Origin of the sequence: Mesonia aestuariivivens (assembly GCF_019311235.1) — a bacterium.
Classification (GTDB): Bacteria; Bacteroidota; Bacteroidia; order Flavobacteriales; family Flavobacteriaceae; genus Mesonia; species Mesonia aestuariivivens.
Map to the genome: position 1 here is coordinate 122,576 of NZ_JAHWDF010000009.1, position 21,638 is coordinate 144,213.

Sequence of the window (21,638 nt, forward strand, 5' to 3'; positions counted from 1 at the left end):
GCTGCTAAATTAATTAAATAGACAAATTACTTTTTATCAAATCAATTTTCAAGCATAGGTAAATAATTAATAAACAAGAAGCTACAAATATTAAACATGCATATTTTATTTATTTATACGTATAAAAACAATGGGATTAATAATTAATGCTTACAAAATAAGAAGACCTAGTAAATTCAATTTTGTTAAAAAATCACTTCAACCCAAGTGAGTTAATTTAGCTTATGTCGCATATTATTACCCTAAAAATTTTATTGAATTTATGAAAAAACGTACGACTACTTCACTCTCTTATATTTTAAGTCTAAACCTAATTTTTGTATTTCTATCGAGTTGGGCAAAACCTCAACAAAATATTACGATTTCAGCAGACACTAGCTCTCCACAAATTCAATTTGCGGTAACTCATATTCAAAATGCCTTAACCAAAAAAGGAATGAGTTCTCAAATAACTCAAAGTAAAAGCGCAAGAATTATTTTCAGTATAGATGCAAATGAAAATGGTATCGAAAAAGAAGGTTTCATACTTCGCAACATTCTAAAGAACCAAATAAAAATTACAGCTTTAGATGAAGCAGGTGCGATGTATGGCGGTTTAGAACTTGCCGAACAAATCGCCATTTATGGTTTAAATGGAGTGAAAGAGACAACTCAACATCCATATATGGCTATGCGCGGTCCTAAATTTAATATTCCGCTAGATGCTAGAAGCCCCAGTTATTCCAGACATGAGTGATGTGGGATATGGAATTCTGGAAAAATTATATTGATAAACTCGCACGAGATCGTTATAATTATGTTTCGATATGGAGTTTAAACCCGTATCCTTCAATGGTTCGCACACCCGGTTACGAAGATATCGCCTTAGACAATGTTTTACGATCTACCGGTAAATTTAAAGATCATTATCCTTTAAAAGGTAAAAAATTTGACGGCCCAGAAATTTTAGACCCTACCGAAGTGGTGGTTGAAATCACGATGGATGAAAAAATTGAATTTTGGCGAGCGGTGATGAAATATGCCAAAAGCAAAAACATTAAATTCTACATGGTAAACTGGAATATTTACGATTACGGAATCTTTGGTAAACATGGCATCACTACTGATCAAGATAACGAAGTGACCAAAGATTATTTCCGAAAAAGTGTAAAAGCAATGCTCTTAACCTATCCAGATTTAGCCGGTTTTGGATTAACGACAGGAGAAAACATGAATCCGCACGACCCGATTGCTGCTGAAAATTGGGCTTTTGAAACCTACGGACAAGGAATGTTAGATGCCGCTAAAGAAATGCCAAACCGAAAATTCACCTTAATTCATCGTCAACACTGGACAAAAGCAAAAGATGTAAAAGCAAGTTTTGGACCGGTGATTAAAAACAAGAACATCGATTTAATTTTCTGCTACAAATATGCAGGAGCTCATTCTTATAGTAGCACTCAGCATAATTTTGATGAAGATTTTTTAAAAGATATTGAGCTGGTCGAAATGGAAACCATTTGGGGAATTAGAAATGACGATAATTATATGTTTCGTTGGGGAGCAGCCGACTTTGTTCGAGAATTTGTAGAATATATTCCTAAAAAAGTTACTAGAGGATATTATTTTGGATCAGATCAATGGGTTTGGGGACGTGATTTTATAAGTAAAGATCCTGAGGTTTTAGGAAGTTTAGAAATTGAAAAGCATTGGTATTCTTGGATGTTATGGGGAAGATTAGGCTACAATCCTAAACTGTCTAACGATAGAATTACAGGTATTATTCAAAATCATTTTCCTGAAACAAATGCCGAAAAATTATTCCGTGCTTGGCAAGCAGCGTCGATGACCTATCCCGTCACCACTGGTTTTCATTTTTTTGGTCACGATATGCAATGGTCTATTGAAGGCTGTATGAGCGAACCTCGTGCGGCACGAAATAAAAAAGGATTTCATGATGTAAAACGGTTTATTGCTTCATCACCACATCCGTTAGCAGGCTATCAGTCGATTCATGAATTTATTAATATGCAAAAAAATGGGACCACTACCCAACTAAAAACTCCTTTAGAAGTCGCACAACTATTGCACGAGAATTCTGAAAAAGCACTGCAATTAACAGAAGAATTGTTAACCGCGAAAGATCCGGAACTAATACGCACCTTAACCGATATAAAACTGATGGCTCTTCTAGGAGAGTATTATTCACTAAAAATTGAAGCAGCTACCACTTTATCAGTATACTCAAGATGAATGCTACAAAAAAGCTTCCGTTACTCAACTTACAAAAGCATTTAACCTTTTCAAAACCTATGCTAAGCTAGCTCAAAACATTATATCAATCCTATTTGGATGAATCGTGTAAGAACTTTTGAATGGACTCCATTAATTGAGGAAGCTAAAAAAGATATCGAGATTGCCAAGAACTATTAATAAAAAAAGCAAAGCGGCAAATTATGACAACTTTCTTTTTTAAATTTATATGAATAAAAACAACAACCATAAAGAAAAATGAATAAAATAGTAGTAATCACAGGAGCTGGAGGCATTTTATGCAGCACGTTAGCCAAAGCTCTGGCAAAAAAAGACTATCAAATTGCGGTATTAGATTTAAAGCTTGCTGCTGCCGAAAAAATAGTTGATGAGATTAAAGCGGAAGGCGGAACTGCAATAGCTATCGAAAGTAATGTATTAGAAAGAAAATCTTTAGAAGTAGCCAGAGAAAAAGTAAATTCTTTATTAGGCACATGTGATTTATTAATCAATGGCGCAGGTGGTAATCATCCGCTAGGTACCACTTCAAATCCTTATTTACAAAAAGAAGATCTAGCCAATACTCAAGAAGGTTTTAAAACTTTTTTCGATTTAGATACGCAAGGAATTGAATTTGTTTTCAATCTAAATTTTATAGGTACATTGTTACCTACTCAAGTTTTCGCCAAAGATATGGTGGGTAAAAAAGGCTGTAGCATCTTAAACATATCGTCTATGAATGCTTTTACGCCATTAACTAAAATACCGGCATATAGTGGTGCTAAAGCAGCAGTGTCTAATTTTACACAGTGGCTAGCCGTTCATTTTTCAAAAGTAGGTATTCGTGTTAATGCCTTAGCACCCGGATTTTTTCTCACCGATCAAAACCGAGCACTGTTAACCAATAACGATGGAAGTTTAACTCAACGCGGACAACAAATTATAGATCAGACTCCTATGGGTCGTTATGGAGAACCCGAAGACTTAATAAGTACTACTTTGTACTTGTGTGATGAAGCTTCTTCATTTGTCACTGGAGTGGTCATTCCTATTGACGGTGGATTTTCAGCCTACAGTGGAGTTTAACGAATTCAAATAAAAAACCTTATGGAACAAACATGGCGTTGGTACGGGCCAAAAGATCCCGTATCCTTAACAGATATCAAACAAGCAGGAGCAACAGGTGTTGTTTCGGCATTACATCATATTTCTAACGGAGAGGTTTGGACTGTGGAAGAAATTAGTAAAAGAAAAGAACTCATTACAGCTGAAGGACTTACTTGGAGTGTGGTAGAAAGTATACCCGTACACGAAACTATTAAAACCAGATCGGGTAATTTTCAACACTACATTGAAAATTATAAAACCAGTATCAAAAATTTAGCAAGCTGCGGGATAAATATTGTTTGTTATAATTTTATGCCCGTTCTAGATTGGACAAGAACAGATTTAGCCTTTAGCTTAGAAGATGGCTCTAAAGCACTTCGTTTTGATACCACCGCTTTTGCTGCTTTTGAACTGTATTTATTACAACGTCCAGGAGCCGATTCATCTTACACCGAAGCACAAAAAGCGAAAGCTAAAACCTATGTAGAACAACTTTCTGAAGAAGAAAAGCAACACTTGATCAACAATATTATTGCGGGTTTACCTGGCGCTGAAGAAGGCTATACGCTAGAACAATTTCAGCATATTTTAAATACTTATCAGCATATTGACGAACACCAATTAAGAGAAAATTTAGTAGCCTTTTTGAAAGAAATTATTCCTATCGCTTCACAAAATGAAGTATTGATGTGTATTCATCCCGATGATCCGCCCTACCCTATTTTAGGCTTACCAAGAGTCGTAAGTACCGAAGAAGATTATGCCTACTTATTTTCTAAAGTACCCGATAGAGCTAACGGGATTACCTTTTGCACAGGATCGTTAGGCGTACGTGCTGATAATAATTTGGTACAGATATTTAAGGGTTTTGCAGATCGAGTACATTTTCTTCACCTCAGAAGTACACAACGTGATGAAGAAGGGAATTTTTATGAAGCTAATCATTTAGAAGGAGATGTAAATATGTTTGCTGTGATGAAAGAAGTGCTTTTAGAGGAAAAAAGACGTAAAGCTGAAGGAATGAAAGATGCAAATATTCCTATGCGACCAGATCACGGACATCAAATGTTAGACGATTTACATAAAAAAACAAATCCGGGGTATTCTGCGATAGGAAGGTTACGAGGATTAGCAGAACTACGGGGTCTAGCTTTTGGAATTTCAAAAAGTATGGATTGAGAACTAACTTTTCTATCTAAAAAAAGGCTAAGATTTTTAATCTTAGCCTTTTTTTAATTTTAATGATATTGAAACAGTTTGCTACAAATTTTGTTTTAAGATTGTGACATAGACTTCATCTTTTTGGTGATTAAATTCACGGCATATTGAGGAGCTAATCGGTAAAGTTTATCTAAGAATTTAGCGTCTTTACCAATGGTCGCTCTATATTTATTTTTTTCTATTGCAGTAATAATTTGCTGAGCTGCATCATTAGGATGTGTAACTTTAGAAGCATATTTATTGGCTTCTTCTTTGTCTTTTTTAGTTTCTTTTAATCCAGAATTCTTTTTAATATTCGTTTTTATAGCTCCAGGAAATATGATAGCAACCATTGGTATTGGTGTGTTTTAATTCTGCATACAAACCTTCTGTAAGTTGTTTTACGGCTGCTTTTGAGGCGCTGTAAATAAGTTTGTCCAGGAAAAGGAATAAAACCTCCCATATTAGAAATGTTTACGATATGAGCTTCCGGACGCTTCTCGAAAAAAGGTAAAAAAGCTTTCACCATATACAACGTGCCATAAAAATTAATATTCATAATTCGTTCTACCACCTGAAGTTCTAACTCTTTAACATCTACAAAAGGCTGAATAATTCCTGCATTATTAATTACTCCATCTACCGCTCCGTGAATTTTTATAATTTTTTCAGGTAAAGCAAAAACTTGCTCTTTATCGGTAATGTTTACGATGTGTTTAGAAAGATTAGTTTTGTAATCTTTAGCTAATTGCAGCGTTTCTTCCATAGCACTTTCATTAATATCAAGCATTGCTACGTTAGCCTCTTTTTGAAGTAGCGCTAAAACTAATGCTCTACCTAATCCGCCGCCGCCAGTTACCACAAATGTTTTTCCTTTTATTTTCATCTTAATAAGATTTATCAGTTTACTACTCAGTTATTTTTTTGATATAAAAGAAGCTTTAACCATTTTAGAGCAGGTTACCGATGCTTCTCGAAAAGAAGAAGGTAATATTTCTTACGTGCTGCATCAAGATGTAAATAATCCTTTAAAAATTATCATCTTAGAAGAGTGGAAATCACAAAAAGCTATCGATTTTCATAACCAAACCGAACATTTTCAACTTCTAAAAAAAAACTAGCTCAACAAGAAGATCTTTTAACTATAGACGTTCTTCAAAAAATTCATTAAGAAAATAATATGCTTAAAACTCTTCATTATGAAACATCTAATTTTAATACTTTCCTTTTTTAGCATTTCTCTTTTTGTAAATGCACAAGATTCAAATGCGCTTTATACTTATAAAAAAATAGGACAAAAATATATGTAAGTATACCCAGTCATGTAGAAATTTCAAAAGCTATGGAGAGCTTTGTTAACGATCATGATATAAAAGCTGCTACCGTTGTTGGAATGGGCGCTGTAAATAAAGCTACCTTAAGGTTCTACAATCCTGCGACAAAAAAGTATACCGATAAAACGTTCTCAGAACAAATGGAGATTACTAATATTACGGGGAATATTTCTCAAAAAAAGGGAGCACCTTATATTCACCTGCATGTCACACTTGGCCGTAGCGATTATTCTACAATTGCGGGACATTTGCTTTCTGGCGATATTAATGGAGCCGGTGAATTTGTAATTGAAAAATCTGACGGTGTACTTAAGCGTTACCACGATGATGCTACTGGATTAAACCTGTATGATTTTCAATAAGGCGAAAATTATAAGCGATGTTTAAAAGCAATCTCACCCCAAGAGCCTAGTTTAAAATTAAACTAGGCTCTTGGGGTGTTTATACTCCCTACAATTAATATAGTGCCACTTATTTTTATAAGATTTTTTTATCAACAACTCTTACAAATATAAACTTAATTTACTAAATCATTGTTAGTTAACTCGCTTAGCTGATTTTTTTTAAAAACCAAAGTTCGGTGTGGAAAAGGAATTTCTATACCTTCTGCATCAAAACGTTTTTTTATACTCTCCAAGAGTTCACATTTCATAACAAAGGCAGACGCATAATCCCAGGCCCACGCCCAAGCACGAATTGTCACTGAAGAATCACCCAAATTAATCACCCGAACAATAACTAACGGATCGCCATTTCTAAGGTCTTGATTGGTTCGATTATCAAAAAGATTAGGATGTGCTTCACATTCTTCTTTCATAATGCTTTTAGCCAAATCTATATCACTATCATAGGAGATTCCTATCTCAATCCACTGGCAAATTTTCTTTTCTTCCAGGTCATAATTGGTTACTTTCTCTTTGTTAATAATTGCATTTGGGATCACAATCATTTTGTTCTGGTAATTTCTAATCACGGTATGGCGAAGTGTAATATCTGTCACTGTACCTACCAGCGTATCTGTAATTTTAATTACGTTACCTACCCGAAAAGGTTTAAAAGAAATGATAAATATACCCCCTATAAGATTTGCCAGCGCTTCTTGAGAGGCTATCCCAATGACTACGGCTAAAATTCCCGCACCTCCAAGTGCGGTTTGCGCCACACCTCTTAATGCAGGAAAAGCCAATGTAGCAAGAATAGCCCCAAAAAAATAAACGCCAAATACACTTAAGTAGCGTAAAAATTTATAGCTGGTAGGATCGCCATCTGAAGCTATCGTTTTCTTGATGATTCGTGAAAATAAAGTTTCTACGATGCTTGCTCCAATAATGGTAAAAACCAAGACAATACCCACATAAAGTATGAGTTCGAAATTTTTAGTAGCTATAGCATATTTATCTTCAGAAATAAAGACAAAACTTAACGCTGCCAAGCCTAGAATAATCCATAAGGTATTGAGTACTCGATTAACGAGGTTAATAGTTCTAGGTTTCTCATGAGGGTATTTTTTTGCTGCTTTTTTTACCAACCATGCGTTGAGTAACTTTGTAAGCACTAAAAGTAACAAAACCACGCCTATTACTTTTAAAACATATATAAATGCATCACTATAGGTATTCCAAAATTCAGTTATCATAACATATTTAATTAGAAAAATCAATCCTTAAAAAAGATCACTTTACAAGTGTTAAATAAAGTACTGCTTAATACTTAATACACTTATAATTTTTTAGTGAAATTTCACTCATGCCTTCGCCATACAAATCTACTATAGAATTATGATACGACACAGGCACCCTTCCTTCTATTCTAGAATTTTTTCGCTTTATTACTTTCAGATAAAAAAATTAAAATCAAATTACTTTAAAATACTTATAAAAAGCCTCTAACAAATCATCATCCATTTATTTTTAGCTACAAAAATTCAATAGCTACTTCTCAAAAGAGGGGCAAATTCAATTTTAGTGAATACTTACAAGGTTGTTTGCTGATTGAACTGATTTTATAATTCAATACGAAATAAAGAAGCGTTAGTTAAAAAATTGATACTCTCCTAACTATTGTTAAATTAGAAAGAAAATAATGACTGGTAAAGGGTAAATGTCTTACTTTGGTTTTCTACATTTTCTAAAAAAACAGAACGTATTTACATGAATATCAAGAATTCTATGGTCTCTAAAATTTTTAAAGGCATCTCTTTTTCTCCTCATGAAATCTCTTTAATTGAACAGCAAATCGAAAAAATTGAACTTAAAAAAGGGGATACGTTACTAAGAGCTAACGAAACCATACTACATCAATATTATGTAGATGAAGGCTGTCTACGCACCTATTTTATAGATCAATCGGGAAAAGAGCATACGCTACAATTTGCCATTAACGATTGGTGGATTAGTGATTATACGGCATTCTTTACCACGACTACTTCCATTATGAATATAGAATGTATTCAAGACGCCATACTTTATAAAATTTCTAAACAGAGTATGGAAAGTTTATTTTTAGAAATTCCACCACTCGAAACATTTTTCAGAAAAAAAATGGAAGGTGCTTTTGCCAGTTTTCAGAAAAGAATATTAGCCAGTTTAGCACAACCTGCCAAAAAGCGGTATTTATCGTTTATAAAATCGTATCCAAACATAGAACAAAGTGTCAAAAATTATCATATCGCTTCTTATTTGGGAATCACCACAGAAAGTTTAAGTAGAATACGAAAAGAAAGCCTAGAAAAGTAATTTATTATCCTACATCAATTTTTATGCTCTCCTTTTCCCCTAGCTTTGTACTTGTAAATTATTGAAATAATAAATGAAAAGAGTATTAACAGCACTATTCACTATTGTTTTATTTTCTTCTTGTGGACAACACACCAAAAAAGAAAACAATGTAACAACAAGTGAAAAAGCTAAAAAAAACACTGACATGAAAAAGGTATTATTTGTATTAACTAGTCACGAAGATTTAGGAGACACTGGCGAAAAAACAGGATTCTGGATTGAAGAATTTGCTGCCCCTTACTATCTTTTAAAAGATAAAGGTTTTGAAATTACATTGGCTTCTCCAAAAGGCGGGCAACCTCCTATCGATCCTAATAGTAAAGCTCCAGCTGCGCAAACACCTGCTACCGAACGTTTCGATCAAGATAAAGAAACTCAACAGCTATTAGCACAAACCCTAAAGTTAGCAACGCTAAGTCAAGAAGATTTTGACGCGGTATTTTATCCTGGTGGTCACGGTCCACTATGGGATTTAGCTGAAGATAAAAACTCGATCGCACTAATTGAAGATTTTTATAAACACGACAAACCGGTTGCCGCTGTTTGCCACGCACCAGGTGTTTTTAAACATACAAAGAATGCTGATGGATCTTCTTTAGTTGAAGGAAAAAAAGTGACCGGATTTACCAATGAAGAGGAAGCAGCCGTTCAACTTACCAATGTGGTTCCGTTTTTAGTTGAAGATATGCTGAAAAAGAACGGTGGCGTTTATTCTAAAAAAGAAGCTTGGGCTCCTTATGCCGTAGAAGACGGTTTATTAATTACCGGACAAAACCCAGCTTCTTCTGAAAAAGTAGCCGAACTTTTAGCAGAACGATTACAATAAGAATTATAGTTTTTGCCTATATAAAAAGAGCGACTTAATTAATTTTAAGTCGCTCTTTTATTTAGTAAATTTTATTACTTTCTAATTTTAATGTTTAGAACATATTCTTAGAAAAATAACAAAGTACTATTTACATCAAATACTGGAATTACTACATTAGACTGGACATAGAGTTGAATGAATATTATTGCAAGTTGTTAACTTAGCAATTATGAGACGTAAAGCCAAACATTACACTTTAGAGTTTAAACAAAAAGCAGTAGAACTAAGTTATGCCAAAGGCAATGTAGCAGAGGTTTGTGAAGACTTAGATATATTACCTGCTGTTCTTTACCGTTGGCGTAAAGAGCAAAAGAATTATGGTAAGAATAGTTTTCCCGGCCGTGGTAATCCTAAAATGACCGATGAACAAAAAGAGATAGCTCGTTTAAAGAAACAGCTTAAAGAAGCCGAATTAGAACGTGATATCCTAAAAAAGGCAATTGGCATCTTTTAGCTCACTATTTATTATTTTAGATTAAGGTATTCGTGAATGCTTCGCATTTCCGCGAGCGACAAGAAAAATACAGGTTCATAAAACAGCATCGTATGAAATTTCCTGTTGAGAAGATGTGCACTATGTTAGCCGTTAGTAAAAGTGGTTATTACCACTGGTTGAAATCTGGTCCCAGCAACCTCTGGAAAGAAAACCAGAAGCTCTCTTCATTAATCAAAGATATTTTTGAAGATAGTTACCAAAGCTATGGATCCCCAAGAATAAAAGCGGAACTGGAAGCTTTAGGTTTTAAGGTATCAAAGCCACGGATAGCTCGCATAATGAAGGCAAACTATTTATACGCAAAGAGGAAACGTAAGTTTAAGACGACCACTAATAGTAACCATAAATACCCCACAGCTCCAAACCTTTTGAACCAATGCTTTAATGTAGCTAGGGCTAATCAAGTATGGGTAAGCGATATTACTTATGTTCAAACCAAACAAGGTTGGAGTTACCTAACAGTGATCATTGATCTATTTAACAGAAAAGTTATAGGATGGGCTTTAAGTGATACCCTAAATACCGAAGATACTATTATAAAAGCTTGGCAGATGGCTATTAAAAATACCACACTCACACAACCTTTGATATTCCATTCAGACCAAGGTATTCAGTATGCCAGCCAAAGATTTACTAATCTACTTAAAAGCTATAATGGCCTGGTAAAACAATCTATGAGTCGGAAAGGAAACTGCTGGGACAATGCCGTGGCGGAATCCTTTTTTAAATCTCTAAAAGTAGAGTGGGTATATTGGCATAAGTACAAGCTTAGATCACAGGCAGAGTTATCTATCTTTCAGTGGATAGAAACCTGGTACAATACCAGAAGAAGACATTCTTATTTAGGCAACAGAACCATTAAAGAATTTGAAATAGATATGTATAATCAAAAACTAGCAGCATAGTCACTCAACTTAAAGTCCTGTTTTTTATTGCAAGTCCAACTCTTTTCCGTTAAATTTATACGGACTGTTATTAAGAGTTTAAATGTTCTTCCACCAATGTTTAACTCGATATTTTTTATTTTTAGAAAAAGGTCTCGTTGAATCTCGTTCCTCGATTTCTCCAAATGATAAATATTCCAAGAGCCCCCTCTAGCTCCCCCCAAGGGGGAGAACAAGGCTTTCAAAGAACTTATTTTTATAAAGATAAGATTTTTCTTGCTAATTTAACTTTCTTCAAATTCAGCTTCGATTTCAATTTCTTAAGAAAAGAAAGCTCCAAAGTATTATGTAAACAAAAAGACCCTGCAACTTTTAATTGTAGGGTCTTTTATGATAGATCTATTACCTATTTATAATTATGTAACAGAGTCCCTGTAGATTAGCAGATTTATATAAGTCAACATCTCCTTCCACGCATATCTTTTCACTGTTTTTACCATTTATGCATCTTTCAAGGATCAAATAGTTTGTAGGCATAAAAGCTTTGTTCGATTCAGCAACATTTTTTCCGTTTGTAATATTTTTTAAATTGAAACTGTATATTTCATTAACTGCTATTTTTTCGCATACGTTATTTTTTTCCTTAGAGGATACTATTTTATAGTTAGTTTTCTTGTCTTTTAAATAAATCAAATAGTAATTTTTTGTTGAGTCTATTTTATAAACCTTTCCTTCAGTAAGGATAGGATATTCCAAATTAACTGTATCTGCTCTATTGCTTTTAACGCCTTCATTATTCTTTTTAAATAAAGAAGAGCAAGAGAAAAGACTCAATGATAAACAAAATAATATAAAAGTTTTTTTCATTTTATGGGTAGCTCATTATAGTTTTTCCATTTGATATATAATCCACTCTTTTTGGTGTCAATGTAAATATTTCCCTGTTCCCCAAATATTGAGGAGTGATAATTAATCCATCTTTATTAAAAAGCCTACGGTTGACTGTTCCTGGTTGTTTAGTAGCAGTACTATGTGCTTGAGGGTAAACGCTACCTTGTATATTTGATCGAGGAGAAGAAATCCCTGTTCCTTGTGAAATTAAGCCACCTTGATATCCTTCCGTCACTTCGTGAAGCATACCTTTTCCTGCTTTACCATTCGCTTCGCTAAATTTATTCAAAACTTCGGGATTTACCTCTTGAGAAGCTTTCACAATATTTTTTCCTTGATATTTTTCATCAGTTACTTCATTCCCCATAAATGCCCCGCCTATATACAAATTACCAGAGGAAGTTTCCTTAGTGTTTTCGGCAGTTGCAGTTACAATTACAGAATGATCATCAATTGCATTTGCCAATTGTTGCGCATCACTAGATAATTTACCTTCTCCATTTTGTTTATAGGTAACCTTTCCATCATCATGCATAGAGAGGGTTAAGTCACCTTGAACAGATGCCTGTAGTTGATCAAATGCAGCCTGGGCCTCTTTCCCTTTTATGATAACATCATCTGCCGACATCCCTGTCGGATCCGTATAACGCAAAGGATTGTTATGGGTGTAAACGTATGGGCTCCATCCCGGGAACTGTTCCGCCAACGGATCGACACTCAACCAAATACTCCACTTAGGGTTATAATACCTTGCCCCGTAGTAATAGTTCCCGGTCTCCTCGTCGAGTTCCTTGGCATTGAACTTGTAAGGGCACCGCTTTCTATATTACTCGTCTAATCTACCACATTATCGAATATCTGTACATCTTTTAATTTGATACACTTGTAATCATTTGAATTTAAAAATTTAATAACTAAATAATTGTCTTTACTAAGATATATTTTTTCAATTTTATGATTAGTTGCATTTAATAAATAGGAAAACTCTACTTCATATTTAAAATTTAAAGCTTTCTTAATTTGATTGCAATCTTCAAGTTTTCCTGTTGATAAATTATGCCATATCATGTATAACATTTCACGTCTTTTTATATCGCTTAAGTAATCTAAACTACTTTCATGAGTTAAGCTAAGTATATTTTGAATTTTTATTTTTCTATATTCATTTTTTTTATAGACCTCTGTAAACTTTGGAGATTTTACTTTGTTTCTTATGAAAGAATATAATTTATCTAATTTTTTAGGGTTTATAGTATCCATAATATTTGACGAATAACTCTCATTATTTTTTTTATGAAGGATAAACCCCCAGTTAAAATAATAATTTGTCAGGTTTTTTTTATAATATGGCTTTAATTTTTCGTTACTTAATACATTTAAAATGTTTGATAAAGTATTTTTTTCTTTATCTGTTAATAAAATATACTCTAATCGATTATTGAAAGCGTCATAATGATTTCTGTTTTTAAATAAAGTATCTCCTTTTATATAAATATTTATTTCCCCCATTTTTTTAGGACTCATATAAAATTCATAAAAATAAAGTTTTGAAAAATTATTATTCTCTTCTTGACAGGAGAATAAAATCACGCCTATGAAAATTAAAATAATAGTCTTCATAATTTTAATTTTTATTTAATGACTTATAAAAAGGATAACCAAACTTATAATATAGTGATTTATATTTTGAATTACTTAGGATATTATTACCTGTATTTTCTCCATAATTATATAGATGATTAAGATGAAAGCCTTTAAAACTTTTTGTTGTTGTATTAAATTGCAAATGATTAATTTGCATTTCAAAAATTCTAAAATGGTCTTTTGGGTCCCCTGTCAAATTATTTAATACATGCCCTCTAACCTCATGAATGTTTATTAAATTTCGTATATTCTCTACTGTCGGTTTAAAATATTCATCAGAAACACTGCTTCCGTCTTTATGAACCCCTCTCTTTATAAGTAAATTATTAGGAGTTCCTTCATTGGCATTATATAATCCGCCATCAGTGTTGACTATATGGTGTTTAATTTTTATTTCTCCATCAATATTGAGACCATCATCAAGATTATAATTTGTAATATGTGATTCAATTTTATCTCGTGAATCGGGATGCAATGAATTAAACCCTTCATTACTTAAATATGTACCTCCATTATTATTAACCAACTCATCTTTACTCATAGAAGTAAAATCTTTTTTACCATCATAAATAATTGGTTCCCCAGTAAAACCTTCTTCTGTATCTCCTCTATAATTACCTTGGGAGTCATAGACAGGGTTTTCTTCAACGGACATTCCCGTAGGATCTGTAAAATTGACCGGATTGTTCAATGTATAATTGTACGGCGACCACCCGGGGTATTTCTCCGCCATTGGGTCAACACTCAACCAAATGCTCCACTTAGGGTTATAATATCTTGCCCCATAGTAGTAGTTCCCCGTCTCGTCATCCAACTCTTTTCCGTTAAACTTATAAGGACTGTTATAAGAGTTTAAATGCTCTTCCACCAATGTTTAACTCGATATTTTTTATTTTAGGAAAAAGGTCTCGTTGAATCTCGTTCCTCGATTTCACCAAACGGTAAATATTCCAAGAGCCCCCTCTAACTCCCCCCCAAGGGTGAGAATAAGGCTTTCAAAAAGCTTCTTCCTATAAAGATAGGATTTTTCACCTATTTAACCTTATCGATACCTATATCCAGAACTTCAAGACCAAACAGGCGTTCGCTAAATAAAAAACCCCGCAATTTTAATCTTGCAGGGATTATGTTATTACATTTATTTATCAATTACCAGATAAATTACCTATTTAGGTCTATAGAAGCAAAAGAGCCATTAATAAAATGATTGGACCGAAAATATAAAATAAACAGAAGAACCCCTTAATTCTCCATGATAAATTGCTCTCCTTATTTTGGGAAAATTTATCATATAATATTTCATCATCTTTCCTGAACAGTAGAACATTTAAAATAAAAACAATAATTACCAATCCAAAAATCCTATAAGAATTAACAAAGAAGCCTTCAAAATCAGATATTCTTCTTATCAATAAATCTAAAGAATAAATTAAAGCAACAGAACTGAAAGAGATTGCATATCCGGTATTAAATGCCTTTAAGTTTTCATCTCCATTCCATTGTTTTTGTTGGAATAATGCAAATCTAAAATAAATATACTGATAGGCTCTAACTATTTTTTTTATAAAACTCACTTATTATTTTTCTGTTTTATATTTATTGTGAACTAAAACTCCATTCACGAAAAAAGTATTATTGTTCTGGACATGTTTTATATTATACATTGGAGCTTCTTTTTTCTCATCAATAATTTTGATTATTTTGGTTTCTTTTATTTTACCATTTTCATAATAGAAAAGAGTATCTCCTATTTCCAATTTTGCATACGAATTATTTCCGTGGGTTGTATGTGTGCTCCAACCTTTGGATTTTACGTAAAATGGATGATTTGGGGAAGATATTACCTCGAGGTTATTATCTAACTCCATATATATCATTCTTTGGATATGAAATTTATTTGGGAGCTCAATTACTTGATCTGATTCCACTTTCATTGTTTCCATGTTCAAGCTTAATATTTCATCCCCAACTTTAATATCTTCTATATTCTTTTGTTGCCCATCACTCATAGTTACTTTAGTCCCTGCTACAAAGCAATGGTTTTGATAACTATAGTCTTTTGGTGTTTCGGGATTTGCCATAGTAGGGTTTAAAAATAAAGATATATGAGCTCCTAAACCTACTCCCAATCCTATAGGTCCTCCATAAGTCATAAAACCATTAGCTGTTAATTCCGCGGATGCCTTTTTTGTTGCTTGTTTGTTATTGCTCTTAACAGCATTTTCAATCTGTACGGCATTAACACCCATGCTTAAAGCCCCTAAGCCATAACCTCCAATCTTAAAATAAGAACTCACTGCCGGGGCTAAATCTTTGGAATTAATTAGTCCCTTAACCAAAGCTTCTTGACCAAGTTTTGCATAACCTGCAACAGAAAGAGAAGTGTTTAGATTATTCAAACTACTCGCGTTATCATTACTTAAAGAACTACTACCTGAAAATTCATAATTACTAGAAGACAACTCACTGTTTGAAGAAAGAGAATTGACAGTTGTAGGATTACTTACACGGACTTCATCACCAATTTCAACATCTGACATCAACATCCCATCAGATTCCCTAATATAATTATCACCTAATTGGCTTTCCACTATACTGTTTGCCTCCTCCATTGAGATACCGGCATCTTGAGCTAGTGAATAAGCACTATCGCCCGCTTCCGCTGTCCAGGTGCCATCACCATTATCAACCCAATCAGCAGACCTGCCATCGGGATCGATCATATTTATAGGGTTATTGTGAACATAAGCATATGGGCTCCATCCCGGAAACTGTTCCGCCAACGGATCGACAGAAAGCCAAATTGACCACTTCGGATCATAATACCTCGCTCCGTAGTAATAATTACCTGTTTCCTCATCTAACTCTTTTGCATTAAACTTGTAAGGAGAGTTATTCGAATTCTTGTGTTCTTCTACAAACATTTAACTCGATATTTTTTATTTCAAGAAAAAGGTCTCGTTGAATCTCGTTCCTCGATTTCCCCCAAACGGTAAATATTCCATAAGCCCCCTCTAGCTCCCCCCAAGGGGGAGAACAAGGCTTTCAAAGAACTTCTTGCTTTAAAGATAAGGTTTTTCTAGCTAATTTAACTTTCTTCAATTTCAGGCTTCGATTTCAATTTCTTAATAAAAGAAAACTCCAAAGTATTATGTAAACAATAAACCCCGCAATTTTAATATTGCAGGGCTTTTTTATCATATTAAAAAGCACCAATTTACTACATTACCGAAATGATTACTGTAAGTTATTTAAAATAACATATATAGTTTCTATAAAATAAACTAGTTCAAAATAATATCATTAAATTTTAAATGTTTTGGAGTAATAATGCTATCATCAATCATATTTTTAATAGAAGTTTTTTCAGAAATAAGAGGAACATAATATTTACCTTCAAAAGTCTCAATTATGATATTACCAGTTTTGTTTTCTACTGGAAAAATAAAATCTGAAGAAGTGATTTTTTTTGAAAAAGCAATTTTAACTGGTAAAGCATTATATAATTCATTTTTGATTAAAATTTCAATTTTTTCTACATGTGCATTTTGAAGTGATTTTTTATCTTTGTTATTCAAATTCACATATAAAGCTTCCTCATATTCATACAGAGGAGATTTGATAGATATTTTTTTTTCATCTATATAAAACTTTATTTCATACCCATCTTCTTTATTTGATGAACAACTAATACCAACCACAAAAATAAAAGAGATGATTAATTTAGTTTTTAGCATTTTAATCTTGCTTGTAATATTTGACATCATCCATTGTAAAATTAGTTGTTTGATTTTCATTATATATATCAATAGTTTCTTGAAGCGTTCTTACTTGAGGTTTATAAAATCTACCGTCTTTTGAATAAACATATTGTGTTCCATCTTTACTTTGACCATAATTAGTTACAACATGTTGTCCTCCTATTATTGCGATACCCTTTCCAAAATCAACATTGTCAAAATTTTCTACTTCAGTAAATCCTTTTGTAGTTGATTCAGGCATAAATTGTCTATAGTTCATAGCGTTTTTAGGATTAATCTCTACTTCATCTACAGCCATTTGTGATGCTTGATCACATATATAGTTATCTTTTGAAGGTGTAATTGGGTTATTTGAATCTGGACCTGTAGGAGTTTTACCATTAGAGTTCTTTATGGATCTAGTCATATTATTATCCACGATAACCTTGTCGCCCTCGCTAAATTCAAAATTAGTACCTATATTTTTACCATTATAGTTATAAGAGCTTCCGACTTTTTCTGAAGTTTGATTCAGATATTTAGCTAAAGTTTCTACTGTATCACCTTTTTCAGCAATAAGATTTCCTTTACTGTCAGGTTTCCAAACAGCATTCCCGTCTGGATCAACAAATTTCACGGGGTTCTGTAACGTATAATTATAAGGCGACCACCCGGGGTATTTCTCCGCCATTGGGTCAACACTCAACCAAACACTCCACTTCGGATCATAGTACCTAGCCCCATAATAGTAATTCCCCGTTTCCTCATCCAACTCTTTCCCGTTGAACTTATAAGGAGAGTTATTGGAGTTTTTATGCTCCTCTACAAACATTTAACTCGATATTTTTTATTTCAAGAAAAAGGTCTCGTTGAATCTCGTTCCTCGATTTCTCCAAATGGTAAATATTCCAAGAGCCCCCTCTAGCTCCCCCCAAGGGGGAGAACAAGGCATCCAAAGAACTTATTTTATAAAGATAAGATTTTTTACCTATCTAACTTTCTTCAAATTCAACTTCGATTTCAATTTCTTAAGAAAAGAAAACTCCAAAGTATTATGTAAACAAAAAGCCCCGCAATTTTAATCTTGCAGGGATTATTTTCTATTTTAATCTATTTAACAATAAAATTAAAATAAGGGTTTTTACAATTATTTTCAGATATTTCGTACTCTCCATTTTTAAGGATATAACACATAAAATAAAACTCATTCCATGTTTCAAATTTTTTATATGATTTGTTATTAATACAAAGTACATAATTACCTATCTGAAGTGAAGACATAAAAAGAAGAGGGGGTACAATATCTTTTTTCTTATCAAATATAATTTTGTCGATTGTCGAAAGTTTATCAATATCAATTAACTTTGAAAAGAAAAATATGTTGATTGTTTTCTCCTTCTCATTTTCTTCATTGTACGTTAATTGTATTTGAGGTACTAATTGTTCACATACATTTCTTTTGAGAATAACCCTACTATAATTTTTAAAACTCTTCACCTCTTGAATGCTGTACAAGTTAGATTTTACTACTGATAAATTTTTCAAATCTTCGGATGAGACTTTGAGGTCAAAAGCTATACTGTCACTTTTCAATAAGAAAAAAAATTGAGATTCTGGCTTTGTGTATTGATCAAAAGCTTTAGCATTCCAACTAAGTGAAAACAAAACTATAAAAATTAGAATGTTAATTTTTAGCAGGAACTTTCCAATCACCATATTTTCTTCTTCTGTTCTTTTCATTTCTAAAGTTTCTATTTATAAATTGAGAGGCTTTTATTTCTTCAGTTTTTCTATCTTGTGCAGCACCGTCGTCGATTCGTTTTGCATGAAACAGTTCGTGAAATAATTCTGTTGTTTTATTTCTCTTGTAACCATCTTTTTTACTGATTTTTGTATAATCTAATGTTACGTAAGAGCCATCACCAGTTCCGTCCTTATGTTCTGTAGGTTTATTGTTCTGGTATTCTTGGAATTTTTTTTCATATTCTTGCCATTGCTCTTTTGTAGCATCAACACCTGGAACTTGAAGGCTTGGATCCTCTAAAGCAGTTTCTTCATAATCATAGAGTTTTTTTGGCTGTGCATTACTTCCTAAAAAGCTTCCTTCTGAATCTTGCTTTATAGTAATCACATTATCAGTTTCTTTCAGCTGTTTAATTGTAGAACGTGTTTCTTTTGTTCCGAATATTGACTGAGCAAATATTCTCAACTTAGCACCTAAATTGAACCAAAGTGAATTGTCTTTATGATACTCAACAACCATACCCGTAGGGTCCACAAACTTAACCGGGTTCTGCAGTGTATAGTTGTACGGAGACCACCCGGGGTATTTCTCCGCCAATGGATCGACAGAGAGCCAAATGCTCCACTTAGGGTTATAGTACCTTGCCCAATAGTAATAGTTCCCGGTCTCCTCGTCGAGTTCCTTGGCATTGAACTTGTACGGACTGTTATAAGAGTTTAAATGCTCTTCCACCAATGTTTAACTCGATATTTTTTATTTTTAGAAAAAGGTCTCGTTGAATCTCGTTCCTCGATTTCTCCAAATGGTTTGCCAACGCGGCAAGCTGGCCTGTTCACTAAAAACAGCCACCGGCTGTTTTCTTTACGTTCCATCCTATATGTTGTGTGATGTTCCCTGCTAAGTTAGTGATATAACTTGAACTTCCCAAACCGACAGAGGTTCACGAACTCCTAAAGCAATAGAAGCCAGTGAGCTAAACCGACAAAGGAGGTTCACGAGCTCCTAAACACAATAACAACTACGCGAGTAAATGGTCGGGATGGTACCAGTAGGCATCGTAATCGTTATTGTTATGGGCAAAATTACTGCTTACCCCGCTGCCGCCATAAGTAAATAGGCTACCCAATTGCAGTTCCTTTTCCAAAGAGGCATAGGTGGCGATCAGGGCCTGCCCTGCCTCGCCCACTTGGTTATCCATGGCTAACCCCCTGAGCTTCCTCCTTGAGGGACAAGATAGGCTGGTAAACGTTATATTATTTTAAGAGTTATTCACATCAAAAAACTGGAAAAGAATTAAAAACAGTACGTCTTCACACTTCTGATACGTTACTTAAACAAAATCAAGCTACAGCTTTATATAAATAAAAAGCCCTGCAATTTTAGTCTTGCAGGGTCCTTTTTTTTAATGAATATTTCTCTTAATTATTTCAAATCATATCGGGTAAACTCTAATGAATTTAAATCATCCTCTGTGGTAAATATATTGTATTTATTTGGTATATAAAGTTTGTTTTCAAATATAATATATGGACTGGGAACACCTTGATCAATTTTGTAACAGGTACCATTCTTTATATTTGTCAATTTTACGTAAGCTACCCATGGCCCAATCCAAGTTTTTACATTTTCCACCTTATAATTAACATTCTTATTTTTTGGTAATTCAATAAGCATATTATTTCTTTCCTCTTGAAATTTATTTGGATTTTTGATACATTTTAAAATCTCAATTGGTAAATTTTCAGATTTTACTTTATCATTTTTTAAGGTCTTTATATTACGACCATTACAACTAAAAAGGATTGCTATAATCAAAAAATACAAGTATCTCATTCTGTTTTAGTTTTATCTATCCAATCATCAGTTCTGTTATGGGAATTATGAAAATCTCCTCCCACACCTTGGGGATTGTCAACACTTATATTTTGAGCATTTTCAAACGTTCTACCCGCAGGCCCTAACTCTCCTGAACCTTTCTGCTCTCCTATTCTGTGCCCTGTTCTTGTTCCACTTAGATAAACCCCAAAAATTCTATTCCCATTACTGTCACCTCCGTTGCTTTGCACAGGGTCTTTTTCGTCATAAACATTTACATGGTTAACACGTTCCGAAGCTTTTTCAGATAGCTGGTAGTCATCACGAACTGGAGTATTAATGGTAAGTAAGTTCAATTCAACATCGTTGAACTCCTCCATTTCAACCATCATATTCATAGCCTCAATGGAAACATTTCCTCCATGACTGTGACCTACTAAAGTGATTTTACCGTTAAAGTCCTCAGATTTCATCTGTGTTCTTACGTGATCAATTAATCCAATTGCTGCGGTAGTCCTTGCACCCGCAAAATTATCTCCTGACCATGGAAAAGACACTCCAAGATTATTATCTTTAAATAAGTTATTAGATGCCTTAGTTATCCCACTTAGATTTTCCCAAGTCAAAATATTGGACCATTTTCCATGAACAGGTATGATGTCCCTTCCATCAGGATCAATGTATTTTATCGGATTATTAGCGGTATAAATATAGGGAGATAAAGAAGGATATTTCTCCGCCATTGGGTCAACAGAGAGCCACAACTGTACACATTTTGCCTCGCGCGAGCTTCCGCTCTTTACAACGTGTAGCGTATTTTCTGGTCGGCCGTGCCTTTCGGCAGGTAAATATGTGAGTTTTAAGCAGCCCATCGGTGTTTTAAAGATAGTCATTTTTTCTATTTTC

Annotated in this window: 24 protein-coding genes and 2 pseudogenes; 9 read left to right on the forward strand and 17 right to left on the reverse strand. The window is 33.6% G+C overall.

Annotated features, from left to right (window positions below):
* The first annotated feature begins 262 nt into the window (after window positions 1-262).
* The 4 genes from KW502_RS09815 to uxuA all read left to right on the forward strand — a co-directional run bounded on the left by KW502_RS09815 (window position 263) and on the right by uxuA (window position 4,518).
* A complete protein-coding gene (locus KW502_RS09815) occupies window positions 263-736 on the forward strand; it encodes a hypothetical protein (RefSeq protein ID WP_219040381.1) in 474 nt (157 codons plus the stop codon).
* A gap of 8 nt (window positions 737-744) precedes the next feature.
* Entirely contained in the window at window positions 745-2,232 is a 1,488-nt protein-coding gene (locus KW502_RS09820; protein ID WP_219040382.1) for a hypothetical protein, read from the forward strand.
* Between the two features lie 258 nt (window positions 2,233-2,490).
* The gene (locus KW502_RS09825; RefSeq protein ID WP_219040383.1) at window positions 2,491-3,318 is read left to right on the forward strand and encodes an SDR family oxidoreductase; all 828 of its coding nucleotides are present in this window, start codon (window positions 2,491-2,493) and stop codon (window positions 3,316-3,318) included.
* A 21-nt stretch (window positions 3,319-3,339) separates the two neighbouring features.
* Window positions 3,340-4,518: a mannonate dehydratase gene (gene uxuA, locus KW502_RS09830; protein ID WP_219040384.1), complete on the forward strand. Its 1,179-nt coding sequence runs from the start codon at window positions 3,340-3,342 to the stop codon at window positions 4,516-4,518.
* A gap of 95 nt (window positions 4,519-4,613) precedes the next feature.
* Here the strand turns inward: uxuA and KW502_RS09835 are convergent, their stop codons facing one another.
* Window positions 4,614-4,892 (reverse strand): SDR family oxidoreductase, encoded by a 279-nt coding sequence (locus tag KW502_RS09835; protein ID WP_219040385.1) that lies wholly within the window; start codon window positions 4,890-4,892, stop codon window positions 4,614-4,616.
* Window positions 4,862-5,425 (reverse strand): SDR family NAD(P)-dependent oxidoreductase, encoded by a 564-nt coding sequence (locus KW502_RS09840; protein ID WP_219040386.1) that lies wholly within the window; start codon window positions 5,423-5,425, stop codon window positions 4,862-4,864. The genes KW502_RS09835 and KW502_RS09840 overlap by 31 nt, the downstream gene beginning before the upstream one ends.
* Before the next feature lie 106 nt (window positions 5,426-5,531).
* Here KW502_RS09840 and KW502_RS15615 point away from each other — a divergent pair, with 106 nt between their 5' ends.
* Window positions 5,532-5,660: a putative quinol monooxygenase gene (locus tag KW502_RS15615; protein WP_369412525.1), complete on the forward strand. Its 129-nt coding sequence runs from the start codon at window positions 5,532-5,534 to the stop codon at window positions 5,658-5,660.
* Between the two features lie 221 nt (window positions 5,661-5,881).
* Window positions 5,882-6,235, forward strand: coding sequence for a PPC domain-containing DNA-binding protein (locus tag KW502_RS09850; RefSeq protein WP_219040387.1), 354 nt, complete (start codon window positions 5,882-5,884; stop codon window positions 6,233-6,235).
* 155 nt (window positions 6,236-6,390) lie between these two features.
* On the opposite strand, the gene KW502_RS09855 is transcribed toward KW502_RS09850, so the two are convergent.
* Window positions 6,391-7,509 carry a mechanosensitive ion channel family protein gene (locus KW502_RS09855; protein WP_219040388.1) on the reverse strand — a complete coding sequence of 373 codons (1,119 nt, stop codon included), beginning with the start codon at window positions 7,507-7,509 and terminating at the stop codon, window positions 6,391-6,393.
* Between the two features lie 514 nt (window positions 7,510-8,023).
* Between KW502_RS09855 and KW502_RS09860 the strand changes: the two genes are divergently transcribed.
* The 3 genes and pseudogenes from KW502_RS09860 (at window position 8,024) to KW502_RS09870 (ending at window position 10,919) form a co-directional block, all read left to right on the forward strand.
* On the forward strand, window positions 8,024-8,608 hold the full coding sequence (locus KW502_RS09860; protein WP_219040389.1) for a Crp/Fnr family transcriptional regulator: 585 nt from the start codon (window positions 8,024-8,026) through the stop codon (window positions 8,606-8,608).
* Window positions 8,609-8,681: 73 nt separating this feature from the next.
* Window positions 8,682-9,476, forward strand: a complete 795-nt coding sequence (locus tag KW502_RS09865; protein WP_219040390.1) for a type 1 glutamine amidotransferase domain-containing protein — start codon at window positions 8,682-8,684, stop codon at window positions 9,474-9,476.
* Between the two features lie 187 nt (window positions 9,477-9,663).
* Window positions 9,664-10,919, forward strand: a pseudogene (locus KW502_RS09870) (IS3 family transposase).
* Window positions 10,920-11,300: 381 nt separating this feature from the next.
* Here KW502_RS09870 and KW502_RS09875 read toward each other — a convergent pair.
* From KW502_RS09875 to KW502_RS09935, 14 genes and pseudogenes are all read right to left on the reverse strand, one after another.
* On the reverse strand, window positions 11,301-11,765 hold the full coding sequence (locus KW502_RS09875; protein ID WP_219040391.1) for a hypothetical protein: 465 nt from the start codon (window positions 11,763-11,765) through the stop codon (window positions 11,301-11,303).
* Window position 11,766: 1 nt separating this feature from the next.
* Window positions 11,767-12,324: a hypothetical protein gene (locus KW502_RS09880; RefSeq protein WP_255554199.1), complete on the reverse strand. Its 558-nt coding sequence runs from the start codon at window positions 12,322-12,324 to the stop codon at window positions 11,767-11,769.
* 150 nt (window positions 12,325-12,474) lie between these two features.
* Window positions 12,475-12,543, reverse strand: a pseudogene (locus tag KW502_RS15705) (hypothetical protein); the annotation flags it as partial.
* A gap of 80 nt (window positions 12,544-12,623) precedes the next feature.
* Window positions 12,624-13,409 carry a hypothetical protein gene (locus KW502_RS09885; protein ID WP_219040392.1) on the reverse strand — a complete coding sequence of 262 codons (786 nt, stop codon included), beginning with the start codon at window positions 13,407-13,409 and terminating at the stop codon, window positions 12,624-12,626.
* 4 nt (window positions 13,410-13,413) lie between these two features.
* Window positions 13,414-14,301 (reverse strand): RHS repeat-associated core domain-containing protein, encoded by an 888-nt coding sequence (locus tag KW502_RS09890; protein WP_369412526.1) that lies wholly within the window; start codon window positions 14,299-14,301, stop codon window positions 13,414-13,416.
* Between the two features lie 307 nt (window positions 14,302-14,608).
* Window positions 14,609-15,007 (reverse strand): hypothetical protein, encoded by a 399-nt coding sequence (locus KW502_RS09895; protein WP_219040394.1) that lies wholly within the window; start codon window positions 15,005-15,007, stop codon window positions 14,609-14,611.
* Window positions 15,008-15,010: 3 nt separating this feature from the next.
* Window positions 15,011-16,357 (reverse strand): RHS repeat-associated core domain-containing protein, encoded by a 1,347-nt coding sequence (locus KW502_RS09900; RefSeq protein WP_219040395.1) that lies wholly within the window; start codon window positions 16,355-16,357, stop codon window positions 15,011-15,013.
* 360 nt (window positions 16,358-16,717) lie between these two features.
* The gene (locus KW502_RS09905; protein ID WP_219040396.1) at window positions 16,718-17,230 is read right to left on the reverse strand and encodes a hypothetical protein; all 513 of its coding nucleotides are present in this window, start codon (window positions 17,228-17,230) and stop codon (window positions 16,718-16,720) included.
* Window positions 17,172-18,005, reverse strand: a complete 834-nt coding sequence (locus tag KW502_RS15560; RefSeq protein ID WP_219040397.1) for an RHS repeat-associated core domain-containing protein — start codon at window positions 18,003-18,005, stop codon at window positions 17,172-17,174. The genes KW502_RS09905 and KW502_RS15560 overlap by 59 nt, the downstream gene beginning before the upstream one ends.
* Window positions 18,006-18,283: 278 nt before the next feature.
* Entirely contained in the window at window positions 18,284-18,913 is a 630-nt protein-coding gene (locus tag KW502_RS09915; protein ID WP_219040398.1) for a hypothetical protein, read from the reverse strand.
* Window positions 18,858-19,649, reverse strand: coding sequence for an RHS repeat-associated core domain-containing protein (locus KW502_RS09920; RefSeq protein ID WP_369412523.1), 792 nt, complete (start codon window positions 19,647-19,649; stop codon window positions 18,858-18,860). Before KW502_RS09920 ends, KW502_RS09915 begins: the two co-directional genes overlap by 56 nt.
* Window positions 19,650-19,935: 286 nt before the next feature.
* On the reverse strand, window positions 19,936-20,115 hold the full coding sequence (locus KW502_RS09925; protein WP_219040400.1) for a hypothetical protein: 180 nt from the start codon (window positions 20,113-20,115) through the stop codon (window positions 19,936-19,938).
* Window positions 20,116-20,339: 224 nt separating this feature from the next.
* Window positions 20,340-20,750 (reverse strand): hypothetical protein, encoded by a 411-nt coding sequence (locus tag KW502_RS09930; RefSeq protein WP_219040401.1) that lies wholly within the window; start codon window positions 20,748-20,750, stop codon window positions 20,340-20,342.
* A complete protein-coding gene (locus KW502_RS09935) occupies window positions 20,747-21,358 on the reverse strand; it encodes a lipase family protein (RefSeq protein WP_219040402.1) in 612 nt (203 codons plus the stop codon). Before KW502_RS09935 ends, KW502_RS09930 begins: the two co-directional genes overlap by 4 nt.
* Window positions 21,359-21,638: the final 280 nt, after the last annotated feature.